The organism is Ruminococcus sp. YE282 (genome assembly GCA_900101355.1).
Lineage (GTDB): Bacteria > Bacillota > Clostridia > Oscillospirales > Acutalibacteraceae > Ruminococcoides > Ruminococcoides bromii_A.
The window spans coordinates 18,244-41,581 of record FMUV01000015.1; the positions used below are offsets into that span (position 1 = coordinate 18,244).

At 40.2% G+C, this 23,338-nt stretch carries 25 protein-coding genes; 22 read left to right on the forward strand and 3 right to left on the reverse strand.

Annotated features, from left to right (window positions below):
• Nucleotides 1–9 precede the first annotated feature (9 nt).
• Genes BLP46_RS06510 through BLP46_RS06520 form a run of 3 tightly spaced genes read right to left on the reverse strand, consistent with a single transcriptional unit; the run spans nt 10 to nt 2,149 of the window.
• Complete coding sequence (locus tag BLP46_RS06510) at nt 10–669, reverse strand: sugar transferase (protein WP_318259516.1); 660 nt, start codon at nt 667–669, stop codon at nt 10–12.
• A gap of 47 nt (nt 670–716) precedes the next feature.
• Entirely contained in the window at nt 717–1,418 is a 702-nt protein-coding gene (locus BLP46_RS06515; protein WP_092977428.1) for a CpsD/CapB family tyrosine-protein kinase, read from the reverse strand.
• A gap of 26 nt (nt 1,419–1,444) precedes the next feature.
• Nucleotides 1,445–2,149: a YveK family protein gene (locus tag BLP46_RS06520; protein ID WP_092977430.1), complete on the reverse strand. Its 705-nt coding sequence runs from the start codon at nt 2,147–2,149 to the stop codon at nt 1,445–1,447.
• Nucleotides 2,150–2,732: 583 nt separating this feature from the next.
• Here BLP46_RS06520 and BLP46_RS06530 point away from each other — a divergent pair.
• The 22 genes from BLP46_RS06530 (at nt 2,733) to BLP46_RS06630 (ending at nt 23,308) form a co-directional block, all read left to right on the forward strand.
• A complete protein-coding gene (locus BLP46_RS06530; protein WP_318259504.1) occupies nt 2,733–3,677 on the forward strand; it encodes a PhoH family protein in 945 nt (314 codons plus the stop codon).
• 34 nt (nt 3,678–3,711) lie between these two features.
• The gene (ybeY, locus tag BLP46_RS06535) at nt 3,712–4,215 is read left to right on the forward strand and encodes an rRNA maturation RNase YbeY (protein WP_092977436.1); all 504 of its coding nucleotides are present in this window, start codon (nt 3,712–3,714) and stop codon (nt 4,213–4,215) included.
• A gap of 9 nt (nt 4,216–4,224) precedes the next feature.
• A complete protein-coding gene (locus tag BLP46_RS06540) occupies nt 4,225–4,740 on the forward strand; it encodes a diacylglycerol kinase family protein (protein WP_092977438.1) in 516 nt (171 codons plus the stop codon).
• Between the two features lie 253 nt (nt 4,741–4,993).
• Nucleotides 4,994–5,902 carry a GTPase Era gene (era, locus tag BLP46_RS06545; RefSeq protein WP_092977440.1) on the forward strand — a complete coding sequence of 303 codons (909 nt, stop codon included), beginning with the start codon at nt 4,994–4,996 and terminating at the stop codon, nt 5,900–5,902.
• 37 nt (nt 5,903–5,939) lie between these two features.
• A complete protein-coding gene (locus BLP46_RS06550) occupies nt 5,940–6,368 on the forward strand; it encodes an NUDIX hydrolase (RefSeq protein WP_092977442.1) in 429 nt (142 codons plus the stop codon).
• 13 nt (nt 6,369–6,381) lie between these two features.
• A complete protein-coding gene (locus BLP46_RS06555) occupies nt 6,382–6,834 on the forward strand; it encodes a GNAT family N-acetyltransferase (protein ID WP_092977444.1) in 453 nt (150 codons plus the stop codon).
• Nucleotides 6,835–6,915: 81 nt separating this feature from the next.
• Nucleotides 6,916–7,089 carry a hypothetical protein gene (locus tag BLP46_RS13040; protein WP_167669200.1) on the forward strand — a complete coding sequence of 58 codons (174 nt, stop codon included), beginning with the start codon at nt 6,916–6,918 and terminating at the stop codon, nt 7,087–7,089.
• Entirely contained in the window at nt 7,040–7,780 is a 741-nt protein-coding gene (recO, locus tag BLP46_RS06560; protein ID WP_092977446.1) for a DNA repair protein RecO, read from the forward strand. The genes BLP46_RS13040 and recO overlap by 50 nt, the downstream gene beginning before the upstream one ends.
• Before the next feature lie 278 nt (nt 7,781–8,058).
• Nucleotides 8,059–10,422 carry an endonuclease MutS2 gene (locus BLP46_RS06565; protein ID WP_092977448.1) on the forward strand — a complete coding sequence of 788 codons (2,364 nt, stop codon included), beginning with the start codon at nt 8,059–8,061 and terminating at the stop codon, nt 10,420–10,422.
• A gap of 27 nt (nt 10,423–10,449) precedes the next feature.
• Nucleotides 10,450–10,962 carry a ribosome maturation factor RimM gene (rimM, locus tag BLP46_RS06570; RefSeq protein WP_092977450.1) on the forward strand — a complete coding sequence of 171 codons (513 nt, stop codon included), beginning with the start codon at nt 10,450–10,452 and terminating at the stop codon, nt 10,960–10,962.
• Nucleotides 10,952–11,629, forward strand: coding sequence for a tRNA (guanosine(37)-N1)-methyltransferase TrmD (trmD, locus tag BLP46_RS06575; protein WP_092977452.1), 678 nt, complete (start codon nt 10,952–10,954; stop codon nt 11,627–11,629). Before rimM ends, trmD begins: the two co-directional genes overlap by 11 nt.
• 252 nt (nt 11,630–11,881) lie before the next feature.
• Nucleotides 11,882–12,145, forward strand: a complete 264-nt coding sequence (locus BLP46_RS06580; RefSeq protein WP_092977454.1) for an HPr family phosphocarrier protein — start codon at nt 11,882–11,884, stop codon at nt 12,143–12,145.
• A gap of 133 nt (nt 12,146–12,278) precedes the next feature.
• Nucleotides 12,279–14,135, forward strand: a complete 1,857-nt coding sequence (gene uvrC / locus BLP46_RS06585; RefSeq protein ID WP_092977456.1) for an excinuclease ABC subunit UvrC — start codon at nt 12,279–12,281, stop codon at nt 14,133–14,135.
• A 177-nt stretch (nt 14,136–14,312) separates the two neighbouring features.
• The gene (gene rsmD, locus BLP46_RS06590; protein WP_092977458.1) at nt 14,313–14,861 is read left to right on the forward strand and encodes a 16S rRNA (guanine(966)-N(2))-methyltransferase RsmD; all 549 of its coding nucleotides are present in this window, start codon (nt 14,313–14,315) and stop codon (nt 14,859–14,861) included.
• Nucleotides 14,858–15,346: a pantetheine-phosphate adenylyltransferase gene (gene coaD / locus BLP46_RS06595; protein ID WP_092977460.1), complete on the forward strand. Its 489-nt coding sequence runs from the start codon at nt 14,858–14,860 to the stop codon at nt 15,344–15,346. The genes rsmD and coaD overlap by 4 nt, the downstream gene beginning before the upstream one ends.
• A gap of 46 nt (nt 15,347–15,392) precedes the next feature.
• Entirely contained in the window at nt 15,393–15,857 is a 465-nt protein-coding gene (locus BLP46_RS06600) for an ATPase (RefSeq protein WP_092977462.1), read from the forward strand.
• Nucleotides 15,858–16,269: 412 nt separating this feature from the next.
• The gene (mraZ, locus tag BLP46_RS06605) at nt 16,270–16,689 is read left to right on the forward strand and encodes a division/cell wall cluster transcriptional repressor MraZ (protein ID WP_167669201.1); all 420 of its coding nucleotides are present in this window, start codon (nt 16,270–16,272) and stop codon (nt 16,687–16,689) included.
• Between the two features lie 8 nt (nt 16,690–16,697).
• Nucleotides 16,698–17,621, forward strand: coding sequence for a 16S rRNA (cytosine(1402)-N(4))-methyltransferase RsmH (gene rsmH, locus BLP46_RS06610; RefSeq protein ID WP_092977466.1), 924 nt, complete (start codon nt 16,698–16,700; stop codon nt 17,619–17,621).
• Nucleotides 17,622–17,902: 281 nt separating this feature from the next.
• A complete protein-coding gene (locus BLP46_RS06615) occupies nt 17,903–18,460 on the forward strand; it encodes a hypothetical protein (RefSeq protein WP_092977468.1) in 558 nt (185 codons plus the stop codon).
• Nucleotides 18,461–18,635: 175 nt separating this feature from the next.
• Nucleotides 18,636–20,909 (forward strand): penicillin-binding transpeptidase domain-containing protein, encoded by a 2,274-nt coding sequence (locus BLP46_RS06620; protein WP_318259507.1) that lies wholly within the window; start codon nt 18,636–18,638, stop codon nt 20,907–20,909.
• Between the two features lie 54 nt (nt 20,910–20,963).
• The gene (mraY, locus tag BLP46_RS06625; RefSeq protein WP_318259509.1) at nt 20,964–21,998 is read left to right on the forward strand and encodes a phospho-N-acetylmuramoyl-pentapeptide-transferase; all 1,035 of its coding nucleotides are present in this window, start codon (nt 20,964–20,966) and stop codon (nt 21,996–21,998) included.
• Nucleotides 21,999–22,048: 50 nt separating this feature from the next.
• A complete protein-coding gene (locus tag BLP46_RS06630; RefSeq protein WP_318259511.1) occupies nt 22,049–23,308 on the forward strand; it encodes an FtsW/RodA/SpoVE family cell cycle protein in 1,260 nt (419 codons plus the stop codon).
• Nucleotides 23,309–23,338 lie beyond the last annotated feature (30 nt).

Here is a 23,338-nt window from a genome sequence, read left to right on the forward strand (position 1 = left end):
GACATTTGATTATTTTGCACCCTCGCCCTTAAAGACAGAAATTATAGTTTTAAAAAATATTTTTATGTCAAGACCGACAGAGCGGTTTTTTATGTAGTAAATTTCCATAGCCATACGTCTTTTATAGCTTATTGTACTGCGGCCGCTGGCTGCCCAGTATCCGGTAAGTCCCGGTCTTACGCTTAAAAACATATCACGATAGTTTCCATACATCTGCGTTTCTGCTTCTGTTACAGGACGTGGTCCGATAATTGAAATGTCACCTTTAAGTATATTAAAAAGCTGCGGAAGTTCGTCAAGGCTTGTCTTTCTCAGAAAATTACCGATTTTTGTAATTCTCGGGTCATTGTCAAGCTTGAAGTTCTTTTCAAACTCAGCTTTTTGTTCCGGAGTGAATTTTTTGATGAGTTCTTCTGCATTTACAACCATACTTCTGAATTTGTAAATTGATATGGTCTTTCCGCCCTTTCCCACACGCTTGTGAGCAAAAATAACAGGTCCTTCGCTTGTGGCTTTGACCGCAATGTTTATTATTAAAATCAGCGGTGAAAGCAGAATTATTGCCACTAAAGAGAAAACTATGTCAAACAAACGCTTGAAAAAATCATAAAAAGGCTTTCGTTGTACATATTTTGAACTCTTAAAAGAAGATTCTGCTTGTGCATTTATTACCGTAGTCAAATTGTCCCCTCCTAATTTGTGCCCGGATGATTTGATTAATATCCATAATAATAATAGTCGCCTGAGTAGTATTTTTTCTTATTGCGGCTTTCAGGTTTTACTCGGTTTACAACCACACCGAGTATCTTACTTCCGGCACGGTTAAGCGTGTCTATTGTTATCTTGAGCTGCGGGTATGTTGTTGAGTTGTTCCTTATAACCACCACAACTCCGTCCGATGCTTTTATGATTGGAATAGCATCAATTACGACTCCGACCGGCGGTGTGTCAAATATAATATAGTTATAATCTTTTTCTACGCTTTTGATAAAATCTTGCATAGCATCACTCGACAAAAGTTCCGATGGGTTAGGCGGTATTGCTCCGTAACAAACAGCGTAAAGATTCGGAATCTTGGTTTGTTGAATTATATCTTCGCGAGTACACTCTTCGTTAAGATAGTTAGTGATACCCGGGGTCGGTGCTATGTCAAGTGCGGAATGAACGTGAGGACGACGCAAATCACATTCAACAACAAGAACTTTAGTCTCAACCTGTTGTGCAAGTGCGAGCGCAATGTTCATTGCGGTAATTGTTTTTCCTTCACCTTTTGCGGAACTTGTAAAAGCTATTTTTTTGCAACCTTTTTTTATAATCGAATAATCAATATTAGTTCTTGCGGCTTTGTAGGATTCTCTTATCTGGAAATTAAGAGCCTTTTGAGTTATTGCCGAATCTTTGCCTTTTGAAGAAGCCATACTTTTGTTACCTCTCTAAATAATCTTTATTGTTGTTTTGAAGATTTACGATTGTTATCTGAAAACTCAAACTCAGGAATTGCAGCAAGTATCGGAAGGTCGCAAATCGTTGTCATATCTGAATCATACTTAACTTTGACATCAAAGTAATCTCGAATAAATGCAATTATCAACGAGCATACTAATCCGGCTACAAAGAATATAAGTGTATTCTTTGCTACATTCGGAGAAGTCGGGGCTTTCGGAACTTGTGCTTCGTCAACTATGTCAAGTTTTGCGGATTTTTGGAGAAGCTGTTCTATGGTTGCCGGTGCGGTGTCAGCAACAGCGTCCGCAATTCGTTTGGCTTCCTTAGGGTCTTCGCTTACTATGTTGGCTTTAAATAATTCAGTATCTTCAACACCGGTGAATTTCACCATACTCTTTAATTCGGAAGCAGAGTAGTCGTTATCCAGCGTATCGGAAACCGCACTGAAAAATCTATTTGTATCAAGCATATTAATATATGTTGTAACAAGTTTTTCGGCATAATTGTAAGAAATAAGGTCTTCGTTTATGCTCAGACTTCCGTTGTTTGTGTTTACGTGAAGTTTTACGGTAGCTGTGTATGTTTTTTTAACCACAAATTTCGTTACAACAAATGAACCTGCTGCGCAGACAAGAGAAACAACTACTATAAAAATTATATTCTTCTTAATTATGCGCAAAATATCTTTAAATGAAAATTCCATAAGCAAGTACCCCTTGTATGCAAAATAATGCAAGATTTGGCTGCTTAAATCAAGTAACCATAGTATTTCTTATTATATAACATTTTTTGACTTTTAGCAATGGACAAAATTAGACAGAATATGATATGCTTGACAAAGTTTTATTGTAAACTTTATGTGTTGCTATTTTATAACTTATTATATTAATCATTGATAAATATACTTTGTTAACCTTGTTGTCAAATTTTTGCTGAGGTTTGGCTATGCCCGCAATATTGTATTTTACTGTTTTTTTGACCAAATATGTAAATTTTAGTTTCAATTTGCAATTGAACACGAATACACTTAATCGGTGTTTAAATATTCAGTGTATGTGAACAATATGCGAAAAATATTTAATGATTTAAAATGTTTGGTTGTAAATATAACAAAGGGAAAGATGATATATTGTGTCGTTTTTGTCACAACCTACAAAAAATAAAATTTTAGTAAAAAAAGCTATTTTTTGTTAGCACTTTTGTTTAAATTGTGGTATAATTCAATTAAATATTAAAGTAAATACACAGGAGTTTTAATTACGGAACATATTATAAACATTGACAGAATGGAAAATGCCGTTGCACTTTTCGGCAGCTTTGATGAAAATATTAAATTGATTGAGCGAGAGTTTGGTGTTAAAATAACTTGCCGTGACAGTGAACTCAAAATTGAGGGCGATGCTGAGAACGCATCAAAGGCAGGCAAGGTTATTGAGAGCCTTTTGCAGTTTATCAACAGGGGAGAGGCTTTGTCCGAGCAAAATATTCGATATTGCATTTCGCTTGTAAACGAGGGCAGCGAGGATAAAATCGAACAGCTTGCAGGTGACTGTATTTGTATCACCTCTAAGGGCAAACCGATAAAGCCCAAGACTATCGGACAAAAGCGCTATTGCAATATGATAGCCAAAAACACAATCACAATCGGCGTAGGTCCTGCCGGAACAGGAAAAACCTATCTTGCCGTTGCAATGGCTGTGACTGCTTTTCGCAGCAAACAGATAAACCGAATTATTCTTACCAGACCTGCTGTTGAGGCGGGAGAAAAGCTTGGCTTTTTGCCGGGAGATTTGCAGAGCAAGGTTGACCCGTATCTAAGACCTTTGTATGACGCACTTTTTGATATGCTGGGGGCGGAAACCTACCAGAAATATGTGGAACGAGGCAATATTGAAGTTGCGCCACTTGCATATATGCGAGGCAGAACACTTGACGACAGTTTTATAATACTTGATGAGGCTCAAAATACCACAAGCGCACAGATGAAAATGTTCCTTACAAGACTTGGCTTTAATTCAAAAATGGTTATTACCGGCGACATAACCCAGATTGACCTTCCCGGAGGAGCACGGAGCGGATTAAAGGACTGTATGAGAATTTTGAGAAACATTGACGGAATAGGAAGCTGTACGTTTGACGAAAAGGATGTTGTGCGTCACAGATTGGTTCAGGATATTATTAAGGCATATGCCAAATATGAAAACTCCAAAACTAACAACGTCAGAAATTAATTTTTGAAATAAATTGCAGAAAGGAAAGTTTACAATGGCAGACAAAATTAAAGTTATTATCACTAACAAACAAAAGACAGTTAAAATCCCGACAGGAATAAGAATGCTCGTACGCCGTTGTTGCAATGCGGTGCTTCAGCTTGAAAAATTTCAGGGACCTGCCGAAATCAGCGTTACTTTTACAGACAATAAAGGCATAAAGGAACTCAACAAGCAGTACCGTGACAAGGATATTGAAACAGATGTTTTGTCATTCCCGATGGGTGAAAACGGGGTTTATGATACAGATATGGAAACAGGCGCCAAGATTTTGGGCGATGTTGTAATTTCAATGGAAAAAGCAAGAGACCAGGCTGAGCTTTACGGACACAGTCTGCAAAGAGAAGTAGGCTACCTTACAGCTCACAGTGTTCTGCACCTGCTCGGTTACGACCATATGGAAAAACTTGACAGAGTAAGGATGAGAGAAAAGGAAGAACTTGTAATGGACGAGCTCGGACTTCCCGCTTCTTCAAGTTACATAGTTGACAAGGTTTGATTTTATAGAATGAAAAAACAGATTTTGAGCTTTAAATTTGCATTCAGAGGTATTTGGAAAGCGATAAAAAGCGAATCGCATATGAGATTCCACATTGTATCGGGATTTTACGTTATGGTGTTTTCGCTTTTTTATAACTTTTCACCTACTCAAACCGCATTGCTTATTGTCCTTGTGGCAACAGTGATTGCGCTTGAGACCTTGAACACCTGCATTGAAGAGCTTTCAAATCTTTGTGCCGACAGATACGAAATTCTTGTGCGTTTTGCAAAAGACGCAGCGGCAGGGGCTGTGCTGGTGGTTTCTTTGGCGGCAGTTGCGGTTGGAATTATATTCTTTTTTGATTTGACGGTAATACACAGAATACTGTGCTTCTTTGCCGATAATGCTTTTCTGCTTGCACTGCTTGTTTTATCAGCGGTTGTTTCGGCGTTTTTTATAGCTGTCGGTCCTGTCGGAATTAATGAAAAGTGGCTTATATACAGGCGCAAATTTAAAAATAAATCTGTAAAAAACAATAAATAATTTAGTAATCGCATTAAAATTGCATATTGATATTGCACAGGGCGAACTTTGTTCGCCCATAATTTTTAACGTTGGCACAGAGCTTTCTTGCTTCTTAAGGCGACAAGGTATGTTACGGTTTTTCAAACCGTTGCAGGCTCTGCTGTTTGCAAGCAGGGAAAAACCTTGCTCCGATTTAAATTTATTGCAAAAATTATATGTGCATTAAAATAACAAATACTTGTATTAAGAATATAAATTCAAGGGGTATCAGATGAATACAAATGACAAATCCGCCTTTGTGGCAATAGTGGGCAGACCGAATGTCGGAAAAAGCTCTATTCTCAATCAACTTTTAGGGCAAAAAATAGCAATAGTTTCAAACAAGCCTCAGACTACACGAAACCGTATTACAGGCGTTTTGACCGAAGGGGAATATCAGCTTGTGTTTTTTGACACACCGGGTATGCACAAACCTAAAAATTCTCTCGGAAAGTATATGGTTCGCAGCGTTAACGAATCGGTGGGCGGCGTTGACTGCTGTATGCTTGTTGTTGAAGCGGGCAAAGAACCCGGTCAAACCGAAATCTCTCTGATTGAAAAATTCAAGTCGCTTGATATGCCTGCAATTCTTGCCATAAACAAAATAGATACTCTGAAGGAAAAGGACGAGCTGATGAAGCAAATCCTTGAGTACAGCAAACTGTATGACTTTGATGCGGTTGTGCCTGTCAGCGCACAGGACGGAAGCGGACTGAACGAACTCCTTGACGAATTGAAAAAGCAGTCAAGCGAGGGCGGACACTTTTTTGATGACGATACGCTTACCGACCAGCCCGAAAGAGTGATTGTTGCCGAAATAATCAGAGAAAAAATACTTCGGCTTTGCGATAAGGAAATACCGCACGGTACCGCCGTTGTTATCGAAAAAATGAAAACACGGGAAAACGGAATACTGGACATTGACGCAACCATTTTCTGTGAAAAAGAAACGCACAAAAGGATAATTATCGGCAAGAACGGTTCAATGCTAAAAAAAATCAGCAGTTTTGCCCGACAGGACATTGAAAGATTTTTTGACTGTAAGGTGTTTTTGCAGACCTGGATAAAGGTAAAGGAAGATTGGCGCAACCGTGCTCAGCTTTTGCAGAACTTTGGTTTTGACGAGAAGAATTTTGATTAATATGACAATTGTGTTTTTCAAAAAGGAAGTTTGATTAATGGTTAAATTTTATGACAGTGTTGATGACAGGTTGCTTAAGTTTGCGGTAATTATTTCTAAGTCGAACGGAAAATGGGTATTTTGCAAACACAAGGAAAGAAATACGCTTGAAGTTCCCGGCGGACATCGGGAACCGGGAGAAAAAATAGAAGATACGGCAAAAAGAGAATTGTATGAGGAAACGGGTGCGGTTAAATACAATATTAAGCCCGTATGCGTTTATTCGGTGATTTCAGAGGATAACTTTGGTGGTTGTGAAACCTTCGGAATGTTATATTATGCGGACATTTTTGAATTTGAAAGCGAGCTTCACAGTGAAATCGAAAAAGTAATTTTATCCGATAACTTAGCGGATAAATGGACATATCCGCAAATTCAGCCGTTTTTGATAAAAGAATATGAACGCAGAAATAATCCCGGCAAATAAAGGATGAGAGTATATGAACATTGTATATAGAAAGCTTACAACTGAAGACATAGATATGTTTATTGATATGCGTATAAATCAACTGCGTGCCGAGGGTGCAACCGAAAGCATTGATTTAAGACCAAACCTAAAGGATTATTATAACCGTCACCTTGCTGACGGAACATTTGTGTCATGGCTTGCGTTAGACGGTGAAAAAACAGTTGGCACAAGCGGAATATCGTTTGTTGAAAAACCGCCGTATTTTTCATGTCCAAGCGGTAAGATTGCATTACTGTCAAGTATGTTTACTGAGGACGATTACCGCAGAAAAGGTATTGCAAAGCATCTTCTTGCAAAAGTCATAGACGAAGCTAAAAATTTCGGCTGTTCGGTTGTACAGATCACGGCTTCGGATATGGGAGTATTGCTGTATACTGATTTTGGCTTTAAAAAGAACGGAAACTTTATGCAATACAATCTCTGACAACAGGAGAAAAATTTACCGTCTATAATTCGCTCAAAAGTAAAAACACTATTTCTAAGAAGATTATTCGGAGGTGTTTTTATGGACGAGTGGTCTATGTGGGAAACTTTCATTACTACCGGCAGTGTGCTGGATTATATACGCTACAAAAGTATTCAGGATGCAAAAGATATGGGCATTGATACCGTAAACAGGGAGGAAACCGATGAAATTCCGAACCGATGGATTGATAATAAAGGAACAGAATATCGGTGAAAACGACAGGCTTGTTTTTGCTCTGACAAAATCAAACGGAGTTATCAGGGCATTTGTCAAAGGAGCCAAAAACATAAAAAATCAAAAATGTGCCGCAACCTCTTTGCTGTCATATTCCCGGCTGACAATATATAAAAGCCGGGACAGCTACATAATAGGAGAGGCTCAGTCTATCAGAATTTTTTCAAAACTGAGAAGCAATGTAAAAAATATGTGCCTTGCCCAGTATTTTTGTGAACTTGCGCTGACAATATGCCCCCGTGAGCAAAATTCTGGCAACTTTTTGAGCTTGGTGCTTAATTCGCTGTATCTTTTGTCTGAAGAAAAGAGAAGCCCTGATTTAATAAAGCCGTGTCTTGAAATGAGGCTTGTTTCACTTGCAGGGTATATGCCCGACCTTACGATGTGCAGACATTGCGGTGAATATTCCGCAGATACAATGTATTTTTTACCGAATATAGGTGTGCTTGAGTGCGCTTCGTGTCACCCAAAGTCTGTGGGCGGAATTGCTCTGAATACTTCGGTCTTGACTGCACTCAGACATACAATTTATGCGGATGATGACAAACTGTTTTCGTTTTCATTGCCTCAGGAGGGGCTTGATTTGCTGAATGTTTGCAGTGAAAATTATTTAAAGTATAAGTTTGAAAAAGATTTTAAAACGCTCAATTTTTATAAAGCGATTTCCTGAGTTTATTTTTGCGTTATATTAAAGCAATATAGATTTTATTGTGTAGGAGCGGCTTGAACGTTTTCTGTGATTATACGTTTTGATGCATATAGAATTTTCCGCATAATAAAATCATTCCGCACTCATGTAATACGCAATTAAAATATTATTTAAATAATCAATTATACAGATGATAATTTTCTGTCAGACAGAGAATTATTAATCATGCAATTAATGCAAAAGCCGAATTACATATGATTTTTTATTTTTAAACGTTATTCGGTTGAACAGAGGTTTTTATGAACAGACATTACAAAACACTTGAACTTGATAAAATACTTGAACGCCTTGCAGGGCAGACATCTCTTGATGACGCATATGAAATGGCGCTCAAACTTGAACCGCAGTTTGACTTAAAAAAAGCTCAACTGCTTTTAAAACAAACCGATGATGCGGTTGTGCTGAGCGGCAAATTCGGTGCACCGTCGTTCGGAGCGGCAACAAACTGTTCGGGCAATTTAAGACGTGCACAGGCGGGCGGTTGCCTTACAACTTCGGAATTGCTTGCAATTGCGGATACCTTGAGAATTATACGAACGGTTAAGGAGTGGCATTCCCGCTTTGCTTCCGTTGAGACAACCCTTGATATTTATTTTTCGGGCTTGGTTTCAAACAAGTATCTTGAAGAACGTATAACTTCGGCAATTATCAGCGACGATGAAATTTCCGACAAGGCAAGTCCTGCGCTTTCTGATATTCGCCGCAAAATTCGTACTGCGTCCTCAAAGGCTCGTGAGGTTCTTGACAAAATAATCCACAGCTCCTCCTACATAAAATATTTGCAGGAGGCTATTATAACTCAGCGTGACGGACGTTACGTTGTTCCTGTGCGCAGCGAGTGCCGCAACAATGTTCCGGGACTTGTACATGACACATCTTCAAGCGGAGCAACCGTGTTTATTGAGCCTATGGGCGTTGTTCAGGCAAACAATGATATAAAAATGCTCAGAGCCAAAGAGGAAGAGGAAATAGAACGTATTCTTTTTGAATTATCGGCAAACGCAGGCGATTTTGCCGACAATATCATTAACAGCTATAAAAATCTAGCTGATTTAAATCTGATTTTTGCCAAGGCAAATCTTGCTTATTCTATGAGGGCTACAATGCCTGTTCTTAACGACAAGGGAATTATAAACATTAAACAGGCTCGCCATCCGCTCATCAACAAAGATAAAGTAGTGCCCGTGGATATTGAGCTTGGCAAGAATTTTGATACGCTTGTAATAACAGGTCCCAACACCGGCGGCAAAACCGTTACTCTTAAAACTCTCGGGCTTTTTACCCTTATGGCTATGTGCGGACTTTTGGTTCCGTGTGCCGATAACAGCGAACTTTCTGTGTTCAGACGTGTGCTTGTTGATATAGGCGACGAACAGAGTATTGAGCAGTCGCTCTCAACGTTTTCTGCACATATGACAAATATTATTCAGATTCTTAAACTTGCCAATGCGGGTTCACTCTGTCTAATCGACGAGCTTGGCGCAGGTACAGACCCTGTTGAGGGTGCGGCGCTTGCAATTGCAATTCTTGAAAAACTGCGTACCCGTCATGCAAAAATTGCTTCCACCACTCATTATGCGGAGCTTAAGGAATTTGCTCTGCGCACCGAGGGTGTAGAAAACGGCTGTTGTGAATTTGATGTGGTTACTCTAAAGCCGACATACAGACTCTTGATTGGCGTTCCCGGAAAATCAAATGCATTTGCAATATCCAAACGCCTCGGAATGGACGATGATATTGTTGAAAGAGCAAGCGAGCTTGTCTCAAACGAGAGCAGGCAGTTTGAGGACGTTGTTGAAAAACTTGAAAAACGCCGTCAAAGCCTTGAAAAGCAGCTTGAAAATGCAAACAAGCTCACCGCAAAGGCTAATACAGAAAAGCAAAAGGCTGAAAATGAGATGCGCAAGGCAAAAGAAAATGCCGAACGTGAGATTGAGCGTGCAAAGCAGGAAGCTCAGAGAATAATATCCCGCACAAGAGCCGAAGCGGACAGGCTTGTTGAGGAGATTAACAAGGCGCGCAAGGAAAAGGAACTTAGCGTGGCGGCACGTACTAAGCTCAGAAAAAATATTGATAAAATGGAGGCTCATGCCGACCCTATCAAGCTGAAAAATACGCCCGACGAAGAATATAAACTTCCGAGACCTCTTAAGGTCGGCGACACAGTTTTGATATATGATATTGACAAAAACGCAACCGTTCTTGCGCCGCCGTCCAAAGAGGGACAAGTGCTTGTTCAGGCGGGAATAATCAAAACCAGGGTTGACATAAAGAACCTTCGTCTGTTAAAATCTCAGGTGAAGCCGACGGCAAGCCGTTTTTCATCGACAAGAAATGTGCCGAGCCGTATGGATGTACGACCCGAAACCGAAGTTGATGTTCGAGGTGAAACTGCATTTGACGCAGTAAATATTGTTGACAAGGCGATCGACAATGCGGTGTTGTCGGGTGTAGGAAAGCTGACGATAATTCACGGAAAGGGCACAGGTGTTCTTCGCCGTGAAATAAATCAATATTTAAAGACAAATAAAGCCGTCAAATCTCACCGACTCGGTGTTTTTGGCGAGGGCGAGGACGGCGTAACAATAGTTGAACTGAAATAAAAGCTTTTAAATGAGGAAATCGGATATATGAAAAAGCAGTTTCTTGATACGGGAAAAATCGTGGGCACCCACGGAATAAAGGGAGAAGTGCGTATAGACCCATGGTGCGACAGTCCTGAGTTTTTGTGTGCTTTTAAAAAACTTTATCTTGATGAGAGCGGCAAAACGTATGTTGACGTGAAATCACGTCCGCATAAAAATATAGTTTTGTGCAAAATTAAAGGCATTGACACTATCGAGGACGCCGAACGTCTGCGTGGAAAGGTTGTGTATATCGACCGCAACGATATAAACCTTGAAGAGGGCGTTAACTTTGTGCAGGACTTAATCGGGCTTGAGGTTCGTGACGCCGATACAAACCAAGTTTACGGAAAAATCACCGATGTTTTGAGAACAGGTGCAAACGATGTATATGAGATAACCGACAAAGGCAATAAATACCTTGCTCCGGTTATTGACGACGTAATTGTTGAGATTAACGTTGACTCGGGTTTTGTGCTTATTCACCCGATGAAAGGAATATTTGACGATGAGGATTGACATAATAACTCTATTCCCTGAAATGTTCGAGCCGGTGCTTAATGAAAGCATTATCGGCAGGGCTCAGAAAAGCGGAGCAATTGAGATTGTTTGTCATCAGCTTCGTGATTTTGCTTTTGACAAGCACAGACGTGTGGATGACACACCCTATGGCGGCGGAATGGGAATGTTGATGAAAGCAGAACCAATTGCCCTGTGCTTTGAAGATATATGCGCAAAACTCGGAACCAGACCTCACTTTGTCTATATGTCGCCCCAAGGCAAAACTCTTAATCAAAAACGCCTTAAGGAGCTTGCTGAGATTGACAACATATGTATTCTTTGCGGTCATTACGAGGGCGTTGACCAGCGTGTGCTTGATGAGTTTATTGATGAGGAAGTTTCAATCGGAGATTATGTTCTTACGGGCGGTGAAATACCGGCAATGGTTTTTGCGGACGCCCTTTGCAGAATGGTTCCCGGAGTGCTTACAAATAACGAGTGCTTCACCGAAGAAAGCCATTTTAACGGTTTGCTTGAATATCCTCAGTATACAAAGCCTGCGGTTTGGAGAGGCATAGAAGTGCCCGAAGTTTTAATGAGCGGTCACCACGCCAATGTTGAAAAATGGCGCCGTGAAAAAAGTATTGAAGTTACCCGAAAAAAACGCCCGGATTTGCTTGAATAAAGCTTTTTTTGTAAGTTTTTGACTGCATACAGGTTGATTTTCAGACTGATGTTTGGCAGTATTTGTCGACACAAAGACTCGGCTTGTAAATTTGCACAATAAACAGGGCGAAAATTTGACATCAAGTGAGTATAAGCACGAAAATATTCTTACTTATTGACCTTGTTTAAAAAAAAGACTATAATATGTAATAATTAAGCTGTATGAGGCTTTAAAGGTAATTTTAATTATTTTTGCAGAGAGGGTTTTATTATGTATGTTAAGGAAGTTTTAGTTCAGAACAAGGCAGGATTACATGCTCGTCCCGCAACTTTCTTTATCCAGAAAGCCAACGAGTTCAAAGCTACAATTTGGGTAGAAAAAGAAGAACGCCGTGTTAATGCAAAGAGCCTTCTTGGTGTGCTTTCACTTGGTATTATCGGCGGTACAACAATAAAGATTATTGCTGACGGCTCAGATGAAAAAGAGGCTGTTGAAGGTCTTGTAGAGCTTGTTGAATCAGGTTTTACAGAATAAAATCATCTTTGATTTATATAGTGAAATTCAGGGGCGGCTTTCCGCCCTTTTTTGTTTGTCATTTTAATTTTAAATTTTCAGCATAACGGCAATATCAAAATTGATAAAACCGAACGGAATGTGTGGTGACGGTATGAATACGAAAATGTCGGTGCTTCGCAAAAAAGCAATGTCTTTGCCGCTTTTGCCCGGTGTGTATATTATGCATAACAAAAGCGGAGAAATAATATATATCGGTAAGGCTGTAAAGTTAAAGAATCGTGTCAGTCAGTACTTTGGCTCTCAGAATAACCATGCCGAAAAGGTTAGGCGAATGGTTGATAATGTAGATGATTTTGAATATATTATTACTGACAGCGAATTTGAAGCCCTGATACTTGAATGCAGTCTTATAAAACAACATACGCCAAAGTACAATATTCTGTTAAAAGACGATAAGGGATACAGCTATATTCGTGTCGGTGTGGGAGACTGGGGGAAAATCTCGTACGTACTGCAAAAAAAGGACGACGGCGCAACATATATAGGCCCATACAAAAGCAGTTATTACGTAAAAAGTGCCGTTGAAGCGGCAAATAAAATTTTTATGCTCCCCACCTGCAACAGGCGGTTTCCGCAGGATTTTCGCAAGGGAAGACCGTGCCTTAACTATCATATAAAGCAGTGTATGGCGCCTTGCACAGGAAAAATTAAGCTGAAAGATTACCGTGAAAGCGTTGAGCAGGCGCTGGACTTTTTAAAGGGCGGTTCGTCAAATTCCATTAAACAACTTACCGCTGAAATGGAGCAGGCCGCTGAGGAACTTGAATTTGAACGTGCGGCACGGATACGTGATAAAATCAATGCGGTTAAGAGAATGTCGGACAAACAAAAGGTTGTGTCGAACAAGGTGCTTGACCAAGATGTCATTGCAAGCTTTTCAAATGACGGAAAAACCTGCTTTCAGGTATTCCGTTTTGAGGGAGGTCATTTGTTTGACCGTGAAAGTTTTGTTTTTGACAGCGGTGATTCCGACAGCGAAACCGAAGAATTTATACTCAGGTATTATACAATAAGAAATGATGTGCCAAAAAACATTGCGCTTGACAGAGATTTTGACGGTGCACAGAGCGTTGGTGAGTGGCTTTCTCAAAAGCGTGGCAGTAAGGTTAACATTACTGTTCCTCAGAGGGGCGAACAGGCGCAGCTTGTGTCTATGTGCCGCTCAAACGCCGCCGAGGCACTTGCTCAGCAAAAGGGTGCCACCGTTCGTGAATTTGGTGTGCTTGAAGAATTAAAAGATACGCTTGGTCTTTCCAAGCTTCCGGAATATATTGAATGTTACGATATTTCAAACCTTGCGGGCGCAGAAAACGTGGCAGGAATGATTGTGTATAAAAACGGAAAGCCGTTCAAATCCGGCTACAAAAAATTCAAAATAAAAGGTTTTGACGGTCAGGACGATTACGCTTCGATGGCGGAGGTGCTTACTCGCCGTTTTAAAGATTATTACAGCGCCGATGACGATTCGCAGGGGTTTGGAAAATTGCCCGACCTGATATTGCTTGACGGCGGTAAAGGTCAAGTCAGTGCGGTAAAACAGGTTTTGCAAAATATGAGCATTAATGTTCCGCTTTTCGGTCTTGTAAAGGATGACAAGCACCGCACCCGTGCAATAACGGGAGAGGGCGGAGAAATTGCAATTAATTCAAAACGAGCCCTTTTTACTTTCTTAAGTAAAATGCAGGATGAAGTCCATCGCTTTGCAATCGGATACCACCATGCAAGACGAAAAAAGAATACGTTTAAAAGCTCTTTGACCTCAATTGACGGGGTTGGTGAAGTCAGGGCAAAAAATCTGTTGAAATATTTTCGCACGATTGATAATATTTCAAAGGCTGATTTAGCTGAGCTTGAAAGTGCACCGAAAATGACAAAAGACGTTGCACTTAACATTTACGGGTATTTTCATCCGCAGTCTGAAGATGAAAATCTAGCAGACAATATATGATGAAAATTTGTTTAATTTAAGTTTATTGCAACCGTATAAAATCAATTTCTTTTATGAGGATAACTGCTGTAAATTTAAGAAATTATTTACAAAAAATGCAGTTGTAAAAATTAAATATGTATGTTATACTGACATAATAAATGATATGCAGAAAATTAACTGCAAAAGGAAGATACTATGCGTGTAATAACAGGTTCGGCAAGAGGAAGACGACTTGAAACCCTTGAGGGTGAGGACGTAAGACCGACAACCGACAGAATAAAAGAAGCCGTTTTTTCTATAATTCAGTTTGAGACAGAGGGCAGGATTTTTCTTGACCTTTTTGCAGGTTCGGGACAAATGGGAATCGAAGCTCTCAGCCGCGGTGCAAAATCTGCGCTTTTTGTAGATAATTCCAAAAAGTCGCTTGAAACGGTAAAGCGCAACCTTAAAACCACGGGACTTGAAGCGGGAGCTAAAACTTTTGCTATGGATTATCATAGTTTTCTTGCTATGAATACTCAGAGCTTTGACATTGCGTTTCTTGACCCGCCCTACGGAAAAGGAATTTTGCAAAACAGCCTTGAGATTATTCCCGAGCATATGAAAGATACAGGCATAATTATAGCCGAAAATCCTTTGAACGAAGAAATTTTGTCGAAGTACGGCGATTTTGTACTTGACAGACAGTATCGCTATGGTAAAATAAAAATAAGTACATTCAGACATAAGGATTTTGTGCGATGAATAAAATTGTAATTTATCCGGGTAGTTTTGACCCTGTTACAAGAGGACACGTTGAAATTATAAAACGTGCTGCAAAAATGTTTGACCACGTAATTGTTGCTGTCCTTGTAAATTCGGCAAAAAAGCCGTGCTTTTCAACCGATGAACGCCTTGACATGCTAAGATTGGCGTTGGGCAACATACACAATGTTGAAATAGCAAGCTTTGAGGGACTTCTTGCAAATTATTGCAAGGAACGCAAGGCTGACGCGGTTATAAGAGGACTGCGTGCTGTGACTGACTTTGAGTACGAGTTCCAGATGGCTCTTACAAACAAAAAACTTAATCCGAATCTTGAGACCATTTTTCTTACGGCTGACTCGGATTCAATGTACCTCAGCTCAAGTATGGTGCGTGAGGTTGCCTCAATGGGCGGAGATATAAGCAATTTTGTTCCTGCCTGTGTTTGTGAAAAAATCGCCGAACATTTCGGTCACAATGATTAATCAGCTTATATTAAGATTATTAAGGTTTATATAAGGAGTGGAGAAAATGAAAGTTGATGATTTGATTTTACAGCTTCAGGATGTTATTAACGAGGCAAAATCTATGCCGTTTTCCAACGGCAAGGTTATGGTAAGCAGTGATGAGATATATGACATCATTGACCAAATTCAGGATGCAATGCCTGCTGAGGTAAGACAGGCAAAGAACATAGTTGCCGACAGAAAGCAGATTCTTGCAGAGGCAAATCGTGAAGCTGAGAATGTGATTCGTGCCGCAGAAGAGCGCAAAAAGGCTATGCTCAATCAGAATGAAATCACTCGAGAAGCTCAGGCAAAGGCTAAAGAAATTATAGACGATGCAAAACACAAGTCTGCCGAAATTCGCAAAGCTGCAAATGTTTATGTTGAAAGCATAATCAAGCGCACCGAGGAGAGCCTTGCAACTCAGCTCAGTGATATCAGAAAGACAAGAGCAAATCTTGCCAATTCACAGAAACCCAAAAGAGACTGATTTTGATTGGTTTCCCGAGAGCTCTGTAAAATATTATATTGATGATTTTGATACAAAAAGTCCAATGCTTGTGCATTGGGCTTTTTGCTTGTTGCGCTAAAAATCTGAGTCTTAGTTATTGAAAAATGACGGTGACAAAATTGTTATTCGAACATATGTACGTGTAATTATTTGTAACTGAATCAGTGCTTTTTGGGGCGTTTTTGTGTTCACAAAATGTAACATTTTTCCGCAGGCGAAAATTGCGCTAAAAAAGTAAAAAAATCGTAACTTTTGTCTTGATTTTTTTTATCCGATAGAGTATAATTATTACACTAAGTGTCAGATTGTGTCAATCGGTGACTTTTAGTTACTCGAAATGTTGATTCTGAACAGATTTTGGTTAGAATCAAAAGTATTGGAGGTGGGCAAAATGTTTTCGGGAATGTCTAATCATTCAATTGACGCCAAAGGCAGAATTGTTTTGCCCGCAAAATTCAGAGAAGAACTCGGCGAAACGTTTTATATTGCCAGAGGCTTTGGAAATCGCTGTATTCAGGTTATGTCAATCAATGAATTTAATTCGATTTCTGCTAAAATACAGGAACTTCCTGCCGATAAGGCTATGGCTTTGCAGTATACTTTTACAGCTACGGCTGTTGAGGTTTCTCCGAATGCTCAGGGCAGAGTGATTATTCCTCAAACGCTCAGAGAATTTGCTGAAATTGAATCCGATGCGCTTGTAATCGGTATGAATAAAAGAGTTGAGATTTGGAGCAAAGCTAAGTTTGACGAGTATCTCGCTGCTCAGCAGGATACAGTTGCCGAGGCTCTTACAATGCTCAAGCTTTAGGAGGATTTATGGAATTCTCTCATATTTCGGTTCTTTTGAACGAATCGGTTGACGGTCTTGCAGTTAAGGAAAACGGCATTTATGTTGACGGCACCGCAGGCGGAGGCGGACACAGCAGTGAAATCCTGAAACGCCTCAAAAGCGGAAAGTTAATATCAATTGACCGCGATCCCGACGCAATCACAACGCTTACGCAAAAATTTAAAAAAAATGAAAATTCAATAATTGTAAAGGGAAATTTTGCCGATATAAAAGAGCTTTTGCTTCTTAGAGGAATCGGTGCCGTTGACGGGGTTTTGCTTGATATAGGCGTTTCGTCGCATCAGCTTGATACCGCTTCAAGGGGCTTTTCGTTTCACGAAGACGCTCCGCTTGATATGCGTATGAGCCAAAGCGGAACAACAGCCGCAGAGCTTGTCAACACGCTTCCTTTTGAAGAATTGAGGCGCATAATAAGCGAGTATGGCGAAGAAAAGTTTGCCTCCTCAATTGCAAAGGGAATTATAAACGAGCGTGAGAAAGCACCGATTAAAACAACATTGGAACTTGCCGAGATTGTAAAATCTCATGTACCGCAAAAAGTGCGTCGTGACGGACATCCCGCAAGAAAAACGTTTCAGGCGTTGAGAATTGCCGTTAACGATGAACTCGGTGCCTTAAAGAAGGGGCTTGACGGAGCATTTGATGTTCTGGCAAGCGGCGGCAGACTTGCCGTAATTACATTTCATTCGCTTGAAGACAGAATTGTTAAGCAAAAAATGGCTTCATGGTGCCAAGGATGCACCTGCCCAAAAGACTTTCCTGTTTGTGTTTGCGGCAACAAGCCAAAAGCAAAACTTGTTAATAAAAAACCGATTTGTGCAAATGAGACAGAATTAGCCCAAAACCCAAGAGCGAGAAGTGCAAAGTTGAGAATATGTGAAAAAATATGAAAAAACTTTCGCCAGGGTATGGACAAAGTAACCGATTTGTAGTAAAATATAACAAAACTGTAAAGAATATTACAAATACAAGAAATTGTGTGTGCATTCTTTAAATTTACTACATATACGGTGTGTTTTTATCTTGAATATCCAAGATAAACCGATTGTGTGTATTAGATATAAATAAAATGTTAAAAAAATGATACTTTTTTGTTTTATCGAAAAATAATGCAGAAATGTAGTGTGTTTTATGAAAATATGAATATAGAAAGGCGCAAGGTGCAAAGCAAATGACGTATAAAAACCAAAATGCTGCATATGATTTGAGTTTGTTTGATGACGGTTATTCAGCTTATAACGAAGGCTCAGCCGCACCGAAGCATACAGAACAGGAATCTACCGGGAAGAAGAGTAAGCGAAAGCAGCGCAAGGCTAACAATGTTGTAAAGCTTCCGGAAGAAGAATTACATAAGATAAGAAGAAGAAAGCACAATCCCGTTAAATTAGCACTTGGCAGTTTGGGTGCCACAGCGGTTGCACTGACAATCGGCGCAATAATAGTCGGACAAGTTCAGCTTACAGAGCTTAATCAAGAGATAATAACTGCTCAGGCAACTCTTGAGGATGCTCAGAGCATATATACACAGAATGAAATGAAGATAGAGGCTAACCTTTCGAATGAAGACATTGAGAAGTACGCAACAGACGTGCTTGGTATGACCAAAGCTTCCAATACCCAAAAAGAGTTTGTTTCTCTTTCTGAGGGCGATAAAGCCGAGGTGTTCGAGCAAAAGGACGATAACCTATTTACACAGTTTATTGAATCCATAAAAAATCTTTGGTCATAACATTCATTTCAATTTAATAAATATGTAATGAAAGAATGAGAGTTAAGACTGCGTCTTGACTCTTTTTTCGGTATTTTGAGAAAATAATTTTTTGTCTTTAAAATGCTTATAACGTATGTTGTTTTATGCAATACTATAAAGCAGTATACCGAATATCCGCTAAAGGAGCTATTTTGTGGAAGATAACAGCAATCCTATAAAAACAACAAGAAAGCACGTGCCGAAAGGTCCAAATCAAAGACTGAGACAGCGCACGGCGATATTAATAATTGCAATACTGGTTTTTGGATTTGGCGCAGCCTTGACAAGACTTTCGTTTTTAACGCTTGTTCAGGGCAGCACGCTTCAGGAAGCTGCGGTTGAACAGCAGCTAAAGGATACAACCCTGCCGGCAAAAAGAGGTACTATTTATGATGCAAACGGAAAGGTGCTTGCCGAAAGTGCGTCTGTTTGGCAGGTAGTTATTGCACCTATTTACCTTAAAACCGATGAACAGCGTGAAGCTGTTGCAAAGGGTTTGTCTGAAATCCTTGAACTTGATTATGACAATGTTTACAAGAAAACCCAGCAAGAGAGTTATTATGTTGTGGTTAAGCGCAAGATAGAGGTTGAAACCAGAGATAAGATTCTTGAGCTTATTGATACACTTGATGAAAAATACGAATGCGGAAATGTAATTCAGCTTCTTGATGACTATAAGCGTTACTATCCGCATGAAAGCCTTGCCGCTTCGGTAATCGGATTTGCCGGAAGCGACGAACAGGGACTTGAGGGAGTTGAGTATGAATATGACAGCTATCTTTCAGGTACGCCGGGAAGAATTGTTACCGCAAAAAACGCCCGCGGAACAAATATGCCGTTTCAGTATGAGCAAAATATAGAGGCTGAAGACGGCAACAACATTTATCTTACGATAGATGAAAATATCCAGTCCATTTGTGAAAAATATATGCAACAGGGTGTAGTTGACAACAACGTACTCAATAAAGGCGTATGTATTGCAATGGACGTAAACACCGGTGCAATTCTTGCAATGGTTACGACAGACGGATATGACCTTAATAAGCCTTATGAATTGCCGGCTGACGAGCAGAGCAAAATTGATGAAATCACAGATGATACCAAGAAAAACAAGGCGCAAAGTGAAGCACTTTCGGCAATGTGGAGAAACAAAGCTGTAAGTGACACTTATATGCCGGGTTCTGTTTTCAAGATGTGTACAGCCTCAATGGCGATTGAAGAAAACAAGGTCAACGACAACAGCACATTTACCTGTACCGGTTCAATTACCGTAAGCGACAAAACTATGCACTGTGCAAATACGGCGGGTCACGGAACGCAGAACTTTTTGCAGGCATTGTGTAATTCCTGCAACCCTGCGTTTGTGCAGATAGGTCAGCTTGTCGGAATGAATAAATTCCGTGAATATTATCAGGGCTTTGGCTTTTCCGAAAAAACCGGAATCGATTTGCCCGGTGAAGCCGACGACACATTCTGGGCAGAGGGAGAAATGAGCGATGTCGATTTGGCGGTTGCCTCCTTTGGTCAGAACTTCTCAATTACACCGATTCAGATGATAACAGCCTGTGCGGCTGTTGCAAACGGCGGATATGTTCTTCAGCCGTATGTAGTGTCTAAAATTACTAACGTTGACGGAAATGTAATAAAGAGCGTTGAAAAGAAAGTAAAACGTCAGATTATATCAAATTCAACTTCAGCCAAGCTTAACGAAATGCTTGGATACAACACACAGACTGCCGGAGCTTCTTCGGGCTATGTTGCAGGTTATAAGGTAGCAGGTAAGACAGGTACTTCCGAGAAAATCGGTTCAAAAACCGAAAGCTCATTCGGCGAGGACTATATTGCTTCTTTCTGCGGTTATGCTCCCGCAGACGACCCGCAGATTGCAATGCTTGTATTTTTTGATACTCCTTCGGGCGGTTCGTATTACGGTTCTCAGGTTTCTTCACCTGTATTTATCAATATCATGTCTGAGGTTCTTCCTTACCTTCAGGTTAAAACCTCATATACCGATGATGAACTTGAATTTGTAGACGTTGCAGCAGGTGATTATACGGGAATTTCTGTCAGCGACGCAAAGGCAGCCGTTGATCAGGATGGATTTACCTGCACCGTTAAGGGTGACGGCGATACTGTAATTTCTCAGATTCCGACGGTTTCATCCAAGGTGTCAACAGGAGGCAATATCGTTCTTTATACTGACAGTAACAGTCAGAAAGAAACTGTAACGGTTCCTAATTTGGTAGGATATTCTGCAAGCGAGGTAAACAATGTAGCAAGTGCCTGTGGGCTTAATGTCAGCTTCTCGGGTGCGGCAAGCTCAGACGGAGTAAGTTCCGCCCAAGACGTTGCCGCAGGAACGTCAGTAAGTCCGGGAACGGTAGTTACGGTGTCGTTTGCTTCGTCAGACAGTAACGTGAGAGATTAATTTATATTTAAACCCTAAACACAAAGGATTATTTCTGAAAGGAACGAAATTTATATGGCAAACATGGTTTATGGAATATGGACATTTTGTTCGGCTTTTGTGGCTTTCCTGATTTCCGCCTTTTTGGGCAGACGTTTGATTCCGTATCTTCACAAGTTGCACTTTGGTCAGACGATTCTTGAGATTGGTCCGAAATGGCATAAGAAAAAGCAGGGAACTCCGACCATGGGCGGACTTATGTTTATTGCCGCAATTGTGATTGTAACTATAATTAGCACGATGATTTATATTTTTACAGGTTCTAACTTTATTGAGGTTTATTTTGCGGATATTCCGCGCGAGGCTGTGTTTATTTTTGCCGGCTTAGGTCTTGCGGTTGCAAACGGACTTATTGGTTTTGTAGATGACTATACAAAAATTGTAAAGAAGCGCAACCTTGGTTTAACAGCTCCGCAAAAACTTGTGTTCCAATTTGCCGCAGCGGCTGTTTATCTTTTGGTTCTTTCCCTTGCGGGTTACGGCACAACAACCACCATTCCTTTTGTAGGAGAGGTAGATTTTGGCTTCTTCTATTATATTTTCTCAGCAATAATAATTGTTGGTATAGTAAATGCAGTAAATCTTACAGACGGTGTAGACGGTCTTGTGGGTTCAGTAACATTTTTTGTATGCGTAGCGTTTATGGCTATTGCGGTAACATTAAATTATCTTGGAATAAGCGCAATGAGTGCCGCAGCAGTCGGCGGTTGCCTTGGATTTTTGATTTGGAATTTCCATCCTGCAAAGGTGTTTATGGGTGACACGGGTTCACTTTTCTTAGGCGGACTTGTGTGTGCTCTTGCATTTGCGGTTGATATGCCGATTTTGCTTTTACCTCTCGGAATTGTATATCTTGCAGAAATGCTGTCAGTAGTTTTGCAGGTATCATATTTTAAGATTACTCACGGCAAACGTCTTTTTAAGATGAGCCCTATTCATCATCACTTTGAAATGTGCGGTTGGAGTGAAGTAAAAATTGTAACCGTGTTTAGCGTTGTAACCGCAATCTTTGGTATAATTTCATTTGTTATCGTACTTCTTGGAGTGTGAATGAATACATATATTAAGAAAAATATCTTTATAAAGGAGGGAACGGCTGTATGGCCCCATTTAAAAAGATGCTGTTAAAGGCTGATGTTAACAAAATCTATGATGAAGAATATCAGCGTGAACAGAGTGCAAAAGATGAAAAGTTCTTTATTCGTCCCTCCCATCAACGCAAGATGAAAAACACAAAGCTCTTCTCAATCGGTATGGGAATCGACTTGCCGTTTTGTATTATAATTTTGGTTCTGCTGACAATAGGAACTATTATGATGTTTTCCGCAAGTTACGCTTATTCGTACTATACTCAGGGAGACAGCTATTATTATCTTGTGCGTCAGTTGATATTTGTTGCAATCGGAATTGCCGCAATGGTTGTTATGTCGTTCTTTAACTACAACAAGCTTCATAAAATTGCACCGATAGTTTTGGGTATTGCTTATTTTTCGTTATTGCTGGTTCTCATATTGCCTGCGGGAGACGGAAATGTAAAGCGTTGGATACCAATGGGTTTGTTTAATATTCAGCCGTCGGAGATTGCAAAATTTGCGGTAATACTTTTCTTTGCCCATTGGGCGAGTAAGTACTACAACAAGATGCAGTTTGCACGGTACAGCGTAATTCCCGGCCTTGTAATTTTTGGCACCATTGCGATTTTGCTTTACCTTGAGCCTCACTATTCCGGTATTGTAATTATTGCAATACTTACCGTTTTGATGCTGTTTATCGGCGGAATACAGAAGAAATATCTGATTATAGGTTTTGTTGCGGTTGCCGCAATTGTAGGAATACTTGCGATAACCGGCGGATTGTCATATGCTATGACACGTATGGACGGCTGGGGACAGTCGCTTGTTTATACAGACGAAGATATGTGGCAGACAACTTGGCAGACAAGAAACTCACTTTATGCAATCGGCTCGGGCGGATTGTGGGGCCTTGGACTTGGACAGTCAAGGCAAAAATATCTTTACCTTCCTGAGCCTCAAAACGACTTTATATTTGCAATTGTCGTTGAGGAACTCGGACTTGTCGGAGCCGCAATTATTTTGCTTATATTTGCTTTACTTGTATGGCGCGGCATAACTCTTTCTTTGCGTGCAAAGGATAAATTCGGAAAGTTACTCGGCATCGGTCTGACATCCCAGATTGGAATTCAGGTTGTGCTTAATATACTCGTTATTACCGACTGGTTGCCGAACACCGGTATCAGCCTTCCGTTCTTCAGTTACGGCGGCAGTTCGCTAATTATGCTTCTTGCACAGATGGGAATTGTACTTTCAATTTCAAGAACTGCAAATATTGAACGCAAATAAAATACTGCATATAATTTCGGAGGAATAGAT

Bases quoted from the DNA above. Each gene is read 5' to 3' on its own strand.
- BLP46_RS06555 (WP_092977444.1), top strand. From the start codon at position 6,382: ATGAACATTGTATATAGAAAGCTTACAACTGAAGACATAGATATGTTT.
- rsmH (WP_092977466.1), top strand. From the start codon at position 16,698: ATGGAATTCTCTCATATTTCGGTTCTTTTGAACGAATCGGTTGACGGT.
- ybeY (WP_092977436.1), top strand. From the start codon at position 3,712: ATGGCAGACAAAATTAAAGTTATTATCACTAACAAACAAAAGACAGTT.
- BLP46_RS06530 (WP_318259504.1), top strand. From the start codon at position 2,733: ATGGAAAATGCCGTTGCACTTTTCGGCAGCTTTGATGAAAATATTAAA.
- BLP46_RS13040 (WP_167669200.1), top strand. From the start codon at position 6,916: ATGGACGAGTGGTCTATGTGGGAAACTTTCATTACTACCGGCAGTGTG.
- mraY (WP_318259509.1), top strand. From the start codon at position 20,964: ATGGCAAACATGGTTTATGGAATATGGACATTTTGTTCGGCTTTTGTG.
- era (WP_092977440.1), top strand. From the start codon at position 4,994: ATGAATACAAATGACAAATCCGCCTTTGTGGCAATAGTGGGCAGACCG.
- BLP46_RS06520 (WP_092977430.1), bottom strand. From the start codon at position 2,149: ATGGAATTTTCATTTAAAGATATTTTGCGCATAATTAAGAAGAATATA.
- rimM (WP_092977450.1), top strand. From the start codon at position 10,450: ATGAAAAAGCAGTTTCTTGATACGGGAAAAATCGTGGGCACCCACGGA.
- recO (WP_092977446.1), top strand. From the start codon at position 7,040: ATGAAATTCCGAACCGATGGATTGATAATAAAGGAACAGAATATCGGT.
- BLP46_RS06630 (WP_318259511.1), top strand. From the start codon at position 22,049: ATGGCCCCATTTAAAAAGATGCTGTTAAAGGCTGATGTTAACAAAATC.
- coaD (WP_092977460.1), top strand. From the start codon at position 14,858: ATGAATAAAATTGTAATTTATCCGGGTAGTTTTGACCCTGTTACAAGA.
- BLP46_RS06580 (WP_092977454.1), top strand. From the start codon at position 11,882: ATGTATGTTAAGGAAGTTTTAGTTCAGAACAAGGCAGGATTACATGCT.
- BLP46_RS06515 (WP_092977428.1), bottom strand. From the start codon at position 1,418: ATGGCTTCTTCAAAAGGCAAAGATTCGGCAATAACTCAAAAGGCTCTT.
- BLP46_RS06550 (WP_092977442.1), top strand. From the start codon at position 5,940: ATGGTTAAATTTTATGACAGTGTTGATGACAGGTTGCTTAAGTTTGCG.
- BLP46_RS06615 (WP_092977468.1), top strand. From the start codon at position 17,903: ATGACGTATAAAAACCAAAATGCTGCATATGATTTGAGTTTGTTTGAT.
- BLP46_RS06565 (WP_092977448.1), top strand. From the start codon at position 8,059: ATGAACAGACATTACAAAACACTTGAACTTGATAAAATACTTGAACGC.
- BLP46_RS06540 (WP_092977438.1), top strand. From the start codon at position 4,225: ATGAAAAAACAGATTTTGAGCTTTAAATTTGCATTCAGAGGTATTTGG.
- trmD (WP_092977452.1), top strand. From the start codon at position 10,952: ATGAGGATTGACATAATAACTCTATTCCCTGAAATGTTCGAGCCGGTG.
- mraZ (WP_167669201.1), top strand. From the start codon at position 16,270: ATGTTTTCGGGAATGTCTAATCATTCAATTGACGCCAAAGGCAGAATT.
- rsmD (WP_092977458.1), top strand. From the start codon at position 14,313: ATGCGTGTAATAACAGGTTCGGCAAGAGGAAGACGACTTGAAACCCTT.
- uvrC (WP_092977456.1), top strand. From the start codon at position 12,279: ATGAATACGAAAATGTCGGTGCTTCGCAAAAAAGCAATGTCTTTGCCG.
- BLP46_RS06600 (WP_092977462.1), top strand. From the start codon at position 15,393: ATGAAAGTTGATGATTTGATTTTACAGCTTCAGGATGTTATTAACGAG.